This is a genomic window from Marinomonas sp. ATLA20, assembly GCF_057180105.1.
Map to the genome: position 1 here is coordinate 301,266 of NZ_JBXUKU010000002.1, position 11,466 is coordinate 312,731.

General features: G+C 43.4%; 13 protein-coding genes. 6 read left to right on the forward strand and 7 right to left on the reverse strand.

The features are described from left to right. Positions 1–3 precede the first annotated feature (3 nt). On the forward strand, positions 4–837 hold the full coding sequence (locus tag AC2A4J_RS05830) for an HAD family hydrolase (RefSeq protein WP_484175287.1): 834 nt from the start codon (positions 4–6) through the stop codon (positions 835–837). A gap of 32 nt (positions 838–869) precedes the next feature. Here AC2A4J_RS05830 and AC2A4J_RS05835 read toward each other — a convergent pair whose 3' ends face one another. After that, a complete protein-coding gene (locus AC2A4J_RS05835) occupies positions 870–1,793 on the reverse strand; it encodes a DUF808 domain-containing protein (RefSeq protein ID WP_484175288.1) in 924 nt (307 codons plus the stop codon). Positions 1,794–1,831: 38 nt separating this feature from the next. Further along, positions 1,832–2,599 (reverse strand): IclR family transcriptional regulator, encoded by a 768-nt coding sequence (locus tag AC2A4J_RS05840; RefSeq protein WP_484175289.1) that lies wholly within the window; start codon positions 2,597–2,599, stop codon positions 1,832–1,834. 182 nt (positions 2,600–2,781) lie between these two features. On the opposite strand from AC2A4J_RS05840, the gene AC2A4J_RS05845 reads away from it, so the two are divergent. From AC2A4J_RS05845 to AC2A4J_RS05855, 3 genes are all read left to right on the forward strand, one after another. Next, positions 2,782–3,966, forward strand: coding sequence for a GAK system CofD-like protein (locus AC2A4J_RS05845; RefSeq protein ID WP_484175290.1), 1,185 nt, complete (start codon positions 2,782–2,784; stop codon positions 3,964–3,966). A 168-nt stretch (positions 3,967–4,134) separates the two neighbouring features. Further along, positions 4,135–5,154: a response regulator gene (locus AC2A4J_RS05850; protein WP_484175291.1), complete on the forward strand. Its 1,020-nt coding sequence runs from the start codon at positions 4,135–4,137 to the stop codon at positions 5,152–5,154. Next, entirely contained in the window at positions 5,151–5,636 is a 486-nt protein-coding gene (locus tag AC2A4J_RS05855; RefSeq protein WP_484175292.1) for a hypothetical protein, read from the forward strand. The genes AC2A4J_RS05850 and AC2A4J_RS05855 overlap by 4 nt, the downstream gene beginning before the upstream one ends. Before the next feature lie 78 nt (positions 5,637–5,714). Here the strand turns inward: AC2A4J_RS05855 and AC2A4J_RS05860 are convergent, their stop codons facing one another. Continuing rightward, entirely contained in the window at positions 5,715–6,218 is a 504-nt protein-coding gene (locus AC2A4J_RS05860; RefSeq protein ID WP_484175293.1) for an ATP-dependent zinc protease family protein, read from the reverse strand. A 174-nt stretch (positions 6,219–6,392) separates the two neighbouring features. Here AC2A4J_RS05860 and AC2A4J_RS05865 point away from each other — a divergent pair, with 174 nt between their 5' ends. Continuing rightward, entirely contained in the window at positions 6,393–7,364 is a 972-nt protein-coding gene (locus AC2A4J_RS05865) for a D-hexose-6-phosphate mutarotase (protein WP_484175294.1), read from the forward strand. Positions 7,365–7,512: 148 nt separating this feature from the next. Here AC2A4J_RS05865 and AC2A4J_RS05870 read toward each other — a convergent pair whose 3' ends face one another. Further along, complete coding sequence (locus tag AC2A4J_RS05870; RefSeq protein WP_011978447.1) at positions 7,513–8,289, reverse strand: exodeoxyribonuclease III; 777 nt, start codon at positions 8,287–8,289, stop codon at positions 7,513–7,515. Between the two features lie 119 nt (positions 8,290–8,408). Here AC2A4J_RS05870 and pyrE point away from each other — a divergent pair, with 119 nt between their 5' ends. Continuing rightward, positions 8,409–9,056 (forward strand): orotate phosphoribosyltransferase, encoded by a 648-nt coding sequence (gene pyrE, locus AC2A4J_RS05875; RefSeq protein ID WP_484175295.1) that lies wholly within the window; start codon positions 8,409–8,411, stop codon positions 9,054–9,056. 41 nt (positions 9,057–9,097) lie between these two features. On the opposite strand, the gene slmA is transcribed toward pyrE, so the two are convergent. From slmA to dut, 3 genes are all read right to left on the reverse strand, one after another. Then, the gene (slmA, locus tag AC2A4J_RS05880) at positions 9,098–9,691 is read right to left on the reverse strand and encodes a nucleoid occlusion factor SlmA (RefSeq protein ID WP_484175296.1); all 594 of its coding nucleotides are present in this window, start codon (positions 9,689–9,691) and stop codon (positions 9,098–9,100) included. 66 nt (positions 9,692–9,757) lie between these two features. Then, a complete protein-coding gene (argB, locus tag AC2A4J_RS05885) occupies positions 9,758–10,666 on the reverse strand; it encodes an acetylglutamate kinase (RefSeq protein WP_255827794.1) in 909 nt (302 codons plus the stop codon). Between the two features lie 322 nt (positions 10,667–10,988). After that, on the reverse strand, positions 10,989–11,447 hold the full coding sequence (gene dut, locus AC2A4J_RS05890) for a dUTP diphosphatase (protein WP_484175297.1): 459 nt from the start codon (positions 11,445–11,447) through the stop codon (positions 10,989–10,991). Between the last annotated feature and the right edge of the window lie 19 nt (positions 11,448–11,466).

Below are 11,466 nucleotides of genomic sequence, written 5' to 3' on the forward strand. Positions count from 1 at the left end.
AATATGTCGATATCTGTTTCTTCTTCGTTAGGTGATTTTGGTTTAGAGCTTTCTTCTATTAAGGAAAGTGCATGCCAAGGTTTGCGTTTTATTTTAACGGACTTTGACGACACGCTGACATGGGAAGGTCAGTTACCTGTTGAAACATTACGAGCACTAGCGCAACTGGAAGCGCATGGCATCAAGGTGATCCCTGTAACGGGTGGTTGTGCTGGCTGGTCGGATATGATTGCCAGAGCGCTCCCTGTTGATGGCGTGATTACTGAAGGCGGTGCCTGCTTTATTGGCAGAACAGTAGACCGTCATCTTACGTATTCCTTCTGGCGTGAAGAGTCTGAGATGCGTGCTGAACAAGCGCATATATTGACTCAGGTGAATCAGGTTTTAACGCAATTTCCGCGCTTACGCTTGGCAAGGGATCAGTCTTATCGACTTACCGATGTTGCGATTGATTACGCTCAAGATGTGAAACCAGCCGCAGTCGAAGAGAAAGATGCTTGCTTGGCCGCTTTGATTGAGATGGGGTTAAACGCTAAGGCAAGCTCAATACACATTAACGTGTGTTCTCAAGGCTATGATAAGTTTTCCATGGCGCAGCGAGTATTAAGTGACGTGTATGGTCTGAGCGAAGCGCAACAGCAAGAGCAAGTGCTCTATGTCGGCGATGCACCGAATGATGAAAGCATGTTTGCGCGTTTTCCATTGAGTGTGGGAGTCGCCAATATCGCAGAACATTTGGAATTTATGCAGCATCGTCCTCGTTATCAAACAATGCAACCGGGTGGCTTGGGTTTTGCCGAGTTGGCGGAGTTTGTGTTGTCTGCACGACAAGCTTAATTTATTGCTTGTCGTGTGCTTGATTGAGTGTCTTAGGTTTTCTTCTGGCTCTCTTTTATCTTATTAAAAAGTGAAGCTATGCCAACGGCCAGGCCACCTAGAATTAAGCCAACAGAAAAGCTAACACCGGTGTTTATCAAGCTCGTGATAAATGGGAGTTGGGCGATTTCACCGGACACGGCCATGTCAGCAAGATGATGCAATGTCGGCAAGCCATGAACAAAAATGCCGCCGCCTACTAGGAACATGGCAATGGTGCCGACAATGGTTAACAGTCGGATTAGCATTGGCGCGCCTTTCAATATGACGAAACCTAGTTGTTTAATTAAGGTGTTTTTTGATTGATTGAGGTGTAGTCCTATATCGTCAAGGCGCACAATTAATCCCACCAAGAAATACACACCGACGGTGACAATAAAAGCGATCAAACTCACCACCATGGCTTGTGTTAATAAGCTTTGTTCTGCGACGGTGCCTAGCGCGATAACAATGATTTCTGCTGATAAGACAAAGTCGGTTCGAATCGCGCCTTTCACTTTGCTTTTTTCAAGGGCTAAGAGCTCTTGTGCTGAGTTTGCTTGCTTGACGTTTTTCCTTAAGGTTTCTTTTTCTTCATGGTTATCTTTAAAAGCATGGAGCACTTTTTCCACACCTTCAAAACACAGATACAAACCGCCAGCCATTAATAAAGGTTGAATCAACCAAGGTATAAATGCGCTGATGGCCAATGCTAAAGGCACCAGAATCAGCTTGTTGATAAAAGAGCCTTTGGCCACAGCCCAAACGACAGGCAGTTCGCGTTCGGCTTTGACGCCAGACACTTGCTCGGCGTTTAAGGCAAGGTCATCACCTAATACGCCAGCGGTCTTTTTTGCCGCGACTTTAGAGAAAACGGCGACATCGTCCAGCAGTGTGGTGATGTCATCAAGAAGAGCTAATAAACCTGTCATTGCCATGATCGCTTTCCCTATAAAATCTCAAATGTTATGACTACTTACTCGCAAGCGCCAAGTCGTTTGGATATGGTGCTTGCTGCCAGTTTGACTTGCTGTTTCATCTTTTCATAAACATCATCACTGGTACGAAAAACTGGAGCGGTAACGCTAATCGCTGCTACGGCTTCATGGCGTGAGTTAAAAATAGGCGCAGCTGCGCATTTTATTCCCATCTCATGTTCTTCTAAGTCGAGTGATATGCCGGTTTCACGGATAAGCTCGAGGTTGGCTTTTAGCGCATTAGGCGAAGTGAGAGTGTGTTCTGTATGTTTAAAAAAAGCCTGAGCGTCGATCACTGCTGGTTGTTTGTCAGCAGGCATAAATGCCAGCATGGCCTTACCAACACCGGTGCAATAGATAGGGCCTTTCTTGCCCACAGCGGAGTACAGACGCAAGCTTTTGGGGCTTTCTAGCTTGTCGATATAAATAACATCAGCGCCATCTAAAACGGCAAGGTGAATGGTTTCCTGTGTGCTGGACCATAAATCTCGCATCGGTGTTGCTGCCACGTCTCGGATATCCAAATTGGCCCAAGTACGATGAGCAAGGGCAAGTAATCCGTAACCCGGATAATAGGCTTGTTTGTGTTCATCAAAGCGCACTAAACCGTGTTCAAGTAAGGTATTTAATTGTCGATGTGCGGTTGCTTTTGGGAGTTCAGAAAGATCAACTAGCTCTGCAAAACGTAATGGTACTGGAGACGTACAAACATGATTTAGCATATTTAATGCTTTGCTAAGAGATGACCCCGAGGCTTTAGTTTCCATGGCGCTTCCTATTAGTAATACTTGTTATTGTTGAAAGTACTATTAGATGGCATTTTATCATTTGCGCTGAATGGAAGATAATATCCACTCATTTAAATATACTGTCACAACGCTTCGCTTTTTGATTTGCTACTATAGCGGTGAGCGGTGTTTTTTTATTAGTTTTATAGATGAGGTTTTGTATGACAACTTCAATGCGTATTTGGCGTCGTATGATTATGCCTGATCTCGTCCGTGCTCATCGTTATCAGAGTTTGCCAGAGCAAGGACCAAAAGTGTTGTTTTTTAGTGGTGGCTCGGCGTTAAATAAAATCAGCCGAGTATTTAAAGAGTACACACATCACTCTGTGCATTTAGTCACGCCTTTTGACTCTGGCGGCAGTTCCGCGCGTTTACGTGCAGAGTTCAATATTCCAGCCGTTGGCGATTTGCGCAGTCGTCTGATGGCGTTGGCCGATGAAACAGTATTGGGGCAGCCTGAAGTTTATGACTTGTTTACGCATCGTCTTCCTCAACAGGCAGAAGCATTAGCATTAAGAGAGCAATTGCAATTGTTGGTTTTGGGTGAACATCCGTTAATTGAGTGTATTCCTAATCCTATGAAAGCCTTGATTCAAACGCATTTAGCGGTGACTCAGGCCCGAATTCACGCTGATTTTGATTTACGTGGCGCCAGTATTGGTAATTTAATCATGGCGGGCGGATATTTAAATAATCAGCACCAGTTAGACCCTATCGTGTTTTTGTTTTCCCGATTGATTAAGGCGTTGGGTGAGGTGAAAACCACACTGGATGCCAGTCTGCATTTGGGGGTTGAGCTCGATAACGGCGACATCGTTTTGGGGCAGCACTTGATCACGGGAAAAGAAACCGATGAGCTGTCGAGCCCAATAAAACGCATTTGGTTAAATAAAGGCTTACGCAATATCGTGCCGACTAATTGCCATATCGCAGATGATCGTAAAGACGCCATAGAAACCGCAGATTTGATTTGTTACCCACCGGGGAGTTTCTACAGTAGCCTTTTGGCGAACCTATTGCCTGAAGGTGTTGGGCGCTCAATTTGCCAAAACTCTAATCCGAAAGTGTATTTACCTAATTTAGGAGTAGACCCAGAACAACATGGCTTATCACTGATGGAGCGCATAAAACGTTTAGTTTCTACTGTTTTGGCCGATACAGATAACAATGGTGCATTTGGTGCTCTTGATTATCTATTGCTTGATGATTCATACAATTATGGTGAATTGGACAGCGAATTATTGAATAGTCTAAATGTGGTGGTTATTAGAACGCCATTGATAGGGGCAAAACAGTATAAGTATGATGAGCGTTTAGTCGCCAGAGCGCTGTTATCATTTGTTTAAATTTACCGTTTTAAAGTGACAAGTGAAGTTTGTGCTATCTTTAAATTAGATAATAAATACGGTTTTGATTAATTCTGGTTACGTGACTTAACATTTTTGTATTTCTAAAAACATGGTCTTAAGTGTCATAGTACGTGGTATGTAGCGCCGATCAAAAAGAGAGTGGTAATGAGTACACGAGTACTGATTTGTGATGATTCCAAAATTGCCCGAAAGCAGTTGGCAAGAATATTGCCAACCGATTGGGATGTTGAAGTGGAGTTTGCAGTAGACGGCCAAGACGCGCTGGATATATTGTCATCCTCAGATTTTGATATTTTATTCTTAGATTTAAATATGCCGGTAAAAGACGGCTACGAAACTCTTGAAGCCTTACAATCGGTTGAACAAACTCCAGCGGTTATTGTTGTGTCCGGTGATGTGCAGCCAAAAGCAATACAGCGAGTTAAAGAAATGGGGGCAATAGCCTTCCATAAAAAACCTGCATCGGCTGAAGAGCTGCGCAGTCTATTGATTTCTCTGGGGCTTTTTTCTGCTGGTGTTGTTGATCAGCAGGCTAAAGTTGTTGAACAGCCGACAGCGGCTGAGCAGTTTACTCTGAACGAGTGTTTACAAGAAATTTCGAATATTGCGATGGGGCGTGCTGCAAGTGTATTGGCAGAAATGCTAAATGTATTTGTTAAGCTACCAGTGCCTACCGTGAACATTTTGGAAGTAAGTGAATTGCAGATGGCATTGGATTACAGTGTCAAAAACGACAGTTGTTCTGCTGTATCGCAAGGTTTTGTCGGCTCTGGTATCGCATTTGAAACCTTGCTTATTTTTAGTGATTCTAGTTTTCCTGATATGGCGAAACTATTAGGTGTAACAGATACCATCACCAGAGAGTTGGAAACAGAACTCTTGATGGATGTATCTTCGGTCTTAGTGGGGCCATTCATGGCCGCCATTGGTAAGCAGCTTAATATCGACTTTAGCCATAGTCATCCGCTGCTATTGGGCCAGCATGTTAAAATTGCAGACTTGATCAACGAAAAGAAAGCAACGTGGAAAAGAACGTTAGCGGTTGAAATTGTCTATGAAGTGGAAAACTATCAAATTAGTTGTGACTTGATTATGCTTTTCACTGAAGACTCTGTGCCGACATTAGAAAACCTATTGTCATTTTTGGTTGAGGAAGACGAATGAGTAATGAAGCAGATGGGATGGCAGATCTCCACTGGATGTTTGATATGCTTCATCATATTGATGTTGGGCTTGTCGTTTTGGACTCGAAATATCGAGTAAAGCTATGGAACAACTTCATGGAAAACCATAGTGGTGTGAGTTCGTCGATAGCTAAAGAGCAATCATTGCTTACGCTTTACCCAGAGTTAGATACGGGATGGCTACACCAGAAGTTGGATAATGTTTTTGGTTTGAAAACGCCGATTTTTGTATCTTGGGAGCAACGACCGCACTTTTTCCCGTTCAAGAGTTATCGCCCTATTACGGGGATTGCGAATAAGATGTTTCAGAACGTAGCGATACGTCCGATCACTAGCCCTGATGGGTCAATCAAGAATATATGTTTGGTGGTCTATGATGTCACAGATATCGCAACCAATAAAATGGCATTATCGGCCGCTAACCACAAACTACGCCGCCTGAGCCAAGCTCTATCTAAATAGGGTGCGCTAATCTAAGCGCTGGAAAAATAACCCAAGCGCTTTCCTTTGTACTCGCTGAGAAAGGAGGGCGTTTTTCTGCTATTTCTTTTTCACTGTCTGCTTGGAGGGTATTTTGTATAGCTCTACCAAGGTTTCCTCTTGTTTCTCACCCTGTAAACATAGGCCTTCAGGGTCGATCAGAGCGCGCCCAATCATGGCTTCGCGTCCAAGTAGCATTCGATAGCCCATGGTGTCTCTATTGGTCAGCGTGACTTCCGCTTCCCATGTTTTACCGCCAATAGTCAGAGGTACGCGAATGACAGGGCGGCTTTCTTTGTCTCCGCTCGAGCTTTTAATAATTCTTTGATCAACAAGCTGAGCTTCGCAGTGAACGGTTACCTTACGATTTTTTTGTAGAGGATGAACTTCAAAGCTAACCCAACTTTCATCGCCTCGCGCAAAACGTACAATGTTAATCGCATGAATGGATGATGTTTTTGCACCAGAATCAACTCGAGCTTTGATCGCTGGGATATTAATAGAAGGAAATGCGCACCACTCCTCGCAACCAATGACCATTTTGAGTTCGTTATGTTGATTCATAAAAAATATATGACCTTTTAAAATGAAAGTAGTGTACGTTAACAATTAAGGAAAACTCGCCCTAAGTTGCTGTGTTTTATAGCGTAAAAGTGCGATCAGGTTAAGTCTTTATTGATGCATAATAAGGTTATCTGCTTTGTTGTATTGTCAGTATAAGCTCAAACTATTGTAATCATGGCGTCTAAAGTTAATATGGGCGTACAAAATTACTTAATGGAGTTATTGATGAATGGCCGACTGATGCAAGAGTTGGAAGAGTTGGGTGGTGAAATACGCCCAGCAAGCTTAAGAAAATGCGATGAAATCGTCATAGAGCAACCAGGCTTTAGTGCGGTTATTGCCTTGTGGGGCGGGCATTTGGAGAGCTTTATTCCTGCTGGTCAAGAGGACCTATTATTTCAATCTACCAATCTTGGTGGTGAAGGCCGTTTTGGTCGTCGACACTTTGGTGTTCCTGTTTGTTGGCCTTGGTTTGGCGCCAATGAGACGCAGCCAGATTTCCCAGCGCATGGTCTTGCTCGTTATTTTCGTTGGGAATTTATTGAGGCGGGGCGTTTTAAAAATGGTGATGTGAAAATCGTCATTCGCTTGGCTTCTGAAGATCATCCATTAATTGAAGAAATGTGGCCATTTGCTTTTGAGTTACGACAAGTTTTCCGTTTTTCTGATAAGGGTTTTCGAGTGAATTTCTCGGCCGCTAATTTGTCGGATAAACCGATGCCAATCAGCGAAGCTCTGCATACTTATTTTAATGTATCAGATAATCAAACGGCCGAAGTTCACGGCTTAGATCAAGTGAGCTATGTTGATAAGTTTGATAATGCTAACCAGAAGTTACAGCAAGGTGTTGTGACTCCTTGTGATTACATGGATAGAGTGTATACCTCTGCACCAGAAAAATGCAGCATCTTCGATACAGGGCTACAAAGAAGACTGGTGATTAGCACAGAAGGCAGTAACAGTACCGTGTTATGGAATCCCGGTGCCGAAATAGCTAAACAGCGTACAGATATGGAAGACGATGATTATCGCCGTTTCGTGTGTGTCGAGGCTGGTAATGCCCTTAGCGATGCTTATAGCATTCCGGTTGGTGGAATCCATCAGCTCAAGTTAAAAGTGAAGAGCAAGCCTCTGGTGGACGAATAGACGCCTTATTTAAGAGAAAGCTTCCTAATATAAAAAGCCCGCCGACATTGACTGTTTAAATATTAAACGTCATGTCTAGCGGGCTTTTTTGTTTTTGATTTTCCATTCCAGCGAAAGAGCAGTGCTCTCTCAACAAATGAGGCAAGGCTTAATCAATATTGTATTCCATGATCAAGGGCGCGTGATCTGAAAAACGTTGGCCTTTGTAAATCGTGCCGCCTTGAATCAGGTTTTTGATGCCGGGCGTGGTGATTTGATAATCTAAACGACCGCCTTCATCCAGTTTCCAAGCGCGTTCATAATCTGGCCACCAAGTATATTGCTTGTCTTGCTTGTTTACTTGACGGAAAGCATCAATGTATTCCAGCTCATTGAAAATCTCATTTATCCATTTGCGCTCTTCTGGCAGAAAGCCAGAGTTACGCTGGTTGACGAACCAGCTGCTCACATCAATCGGTGAACGTGCAACATTGGCGGTACCGCAGAAAATAAATTCACGACGCTTGCGTCGAGTTTTAATCAGATGGTTTTTAAAACCTTCCATAAAACGGTATTTATGTTCTTGTAATGCTTCCTCATGGTTTGAGCCGTGAGGAGTCAAGAATGCGCCAATGCTTACTTTATCGAAATCTGCTTGAATAAAACGACCTTCGAAGTCGCATTCAGGGAATCCCATGCCTGTCATAATGGCTTTAGGCATGGTTTTGCAATAGATAGCGACGCCTGCTTGCTCAGGATTTTCCATGGAGTCAAAGAAGTATGTATTGTATCCAGGTGGGAAAAATACACTGTCATTTAACGTGCGTTCATCTGCCTGTATGTCTTGCAGACACACAACATCTGGGTCCTGACGAACCATCCATTCAAAAAAGCCGCGTTCTGCTGCTTGTCTTATACCGTTTACATTAAGGCTGATGACCTTCATTTCTGGTCCCTACAATTCCTAGCCGTGTGTTATATTAGCGCCTATCCAATGTTGGCATGGCTTCGCTCGTTCTCGGCGGCGCTTTGTTGTGTACTATTTATTATCTTTCTGGAGTCGGCATGAAACCTTACCAAAGAGACTTTATCGAATTCGCTATCGAGCAAAATGTGCTGCGTTTTGGCGAATTTACGCTTAAATCAGGTCGCGTAAGTCCTTACTTTTTTAACGCAGGCCTATTTAGTTCTGGCCAAGCATTAGCAAAATTGGGACGCTTTTACGCAACCTCATTAATGGAAGCAAATGTTCCATTTGATGTTTTATTTGGTCCTGCTTATAAAGGCATTCCCTTAGCAACAACAACCGCAGTTGCGCTTTATGACCATCATAATGTAGACACACCATACGTTTTCAACCGTAAAGAAGCAAAAACTCACGGTGAAGGTGGTTCTCTAGTAGGGGCTCCTTTAGCGGGTAACGTCATGATTATCGATGACGTTATTACTGCAGGGACCGCCATTCGAGAAGTGATGGCTATTATTAAACAAGCCAACGCCCTTCCGGCTGGTGTTCTTATCGCCTTGGATCGTCAAGAACGAGGCCAAGGTGAACTGTCTGCTATCCAAGAAGTCGAACGTGACTTCGGTATGCCTGTTATTAGTATCGTATCTTTAAATGACATCATGACGTATTTGGCAGAACAGGATTCTCCTGAATTTGCGAAACATCTTAATGCCGTTAAAGCATATCGTCTTCAATACGGCATTTAATGCTAATACAAAAACTAAGGTTTGAGGTTTCTCCTCAAACCTTAGCGATTTAGCATCAAGTTTTGTGCCAATGTTGCCCATTGCTCTGGCCAAATTTCCATTGGCTTCACCTTAAATTCGCTACGAACGTAATGGCGTATTTTTCCTTCAATGATAGCAATAAGAAAGTTTGCGCAAGGTGCAACGCCCATTGCTGGTCGTAAGCCCTGTTTTAAGTCAGCTTCACGAATGACTTGTTTTAGCTGAGTTTCTATGCGATCAAATACTTGGGTAATACGAACCCGCAAACGCTCTGTTTCGCCAGCCAAGGCATCAGCCGTTAGCAAACGGCACATACCTGGGTTTTGCTCAGCAAACCCTAATACCAGAGTAACGATCATCTCAATTCGAGTAATCACGTTGCTTTCTTCTTGGGCAATGCGGTTGATTCGAGTGAAGAGGCTTTCCTCAATAAATTCGATCAAACCTTCAAACATCTTAGCTTTACTGGGAAAATGACGATACAACGCTGCTTCTGATACACCAACTTGCTTCGCCAAAGCCGCCGTAGTGATACGTGCTCCTGGGCTACTTTCTAGCATCTGAGCAAGGGCTTGCAATATCTGAGTGCGACGATCGTTTTTCTTATTGCTCATTGTTCGTATCCAGTTTTGTTAATTGCCAGTATCTTTAAGTGATAGTACCAACAAAAGCGAAAGCTTTTATTCACCAACCTTGGTGTTTGAAATTAATGTACCAACGCCTGTGTCGGTGAAAATTTCTAATAAAGTAGCGTGCGGTACGCGACCATCAATAATATGAGCGCTTGTGACGCCGGCATTCACCGCAGATAGTGCGCAGCTAATTTTAGGTAACATGCCGCCATAAATAGTGCCGTCCGCAATTAATGCGTCGACTTGCGCTGTGCTTAGCCCAGTTAACACATTACCTTGCTTGTCTTGTACGCCTGAAATGTTTGTCAGCAACATGAGTTTTTCTGCACCAACAGCTTCCGCGACTTTACCAGCAACAAGATCAGCATTGATGTTGTAAGAGTTGCCTTCATCATCCACGCCAATTGGAGCGATAACAGGGATCAAATCGCTATTCTCAAAGAATTTCAGGAAGCTGGTGTCGACGCTGGCAACTTCGCCAACGTGGCCAATATCCACTTGTTCCGGTGTGGTCATGCCTTCCGCTTGGTGTTTAACGAAAAGCTTCTTCGCTTTAATAAAGCGGCTGTCTTTACCTGTGATACCAATGGCTTTACCGCCAGCTTCACAAATTAAATTAACGATTTCTTTGTTAACCTGACCACCTAGCACCATCTCAACCACATCCATGGTGGCGGTATCGGTTACACGCATGCCATTGATGAATTTTGATTCGATGTTCAGCTTAGCCAGCATGTCACCAATTTGTGGGCCGCCACCGTGGACTACGATAGGGTTAATACCAATGGCTTTCATTAAAACGATATCTCGTGCAAACCCAGCTTGTAGATTTTCATCTGTCATGGCATTGCCGCCGTATTTAATAACCAGCGTTTTGCCAGCAAAGCGCTGAATGTAAGGAAGCGATTCGCTTAAAACCTTAGCAACATCTAAAGCAGATTCACGAGAAAAAGCCACGGATTATGTACTCCTGTAAATAAAAATGGGTCGCACAAAAAAAGATACAAACTTGATAGGTGTATTGTTCTATCAACGAGAGAATATACTTACTAAGTATGGCAGAACGTTGACAGCTAAGGCCGACAACGAGTGTAAGCAACCACTTAGGTTTGAAATAATAGCGTGATCCTGAAGGATTAACTATAGAAATTTGTAGGAAACTGACGAAGTTTAGACTTATGAAAGTTAATTTTGTTTGTGTGATGGTGGAAGGGTGAATGAATGTGGTAACGAACTCAAAAAAGGTGAATTAATCTCACCTTTTTTGAGTGTTTTTTGCTTATTTTGTGCCTGTGTGACCAAAGCCACCTTCGCCGCGTTCGGTGCATTCGAATTCAGTAACAATATTAAATTCGGCTTGAACAACAGGTAATAAAACAAGCTGAGCAACACGCTCACCCGGCTCGATCGTGAATGTTGTATTGCCGCGGTTCCAACAAGACACCATTAGCTCGCCTTGGTAATCAGAATCGATTAAACCAACCAAATTGCCCAATACGATGCCATGTTTATGGCCTAATCCAGAGCGTGGCAGAATGGTCGCCGCTAGATTCGGATCTTGGATATAAATAGACAAGCCAGTTGGTAGCAGTGTTGTTTCACCTGGTGCAAGGTCGATTGCCTGATCAAGGCAAGCGCGCAAATCCAAACCAGCAGAACCTTCTGTCGCATAAGTTGGTAATGGAATCTCTTTGCCGATTTTGTCGCTCAGGATTTTTAATTGAATCGCTTGTTTCATGGTTATTTTCTCTTTTGCT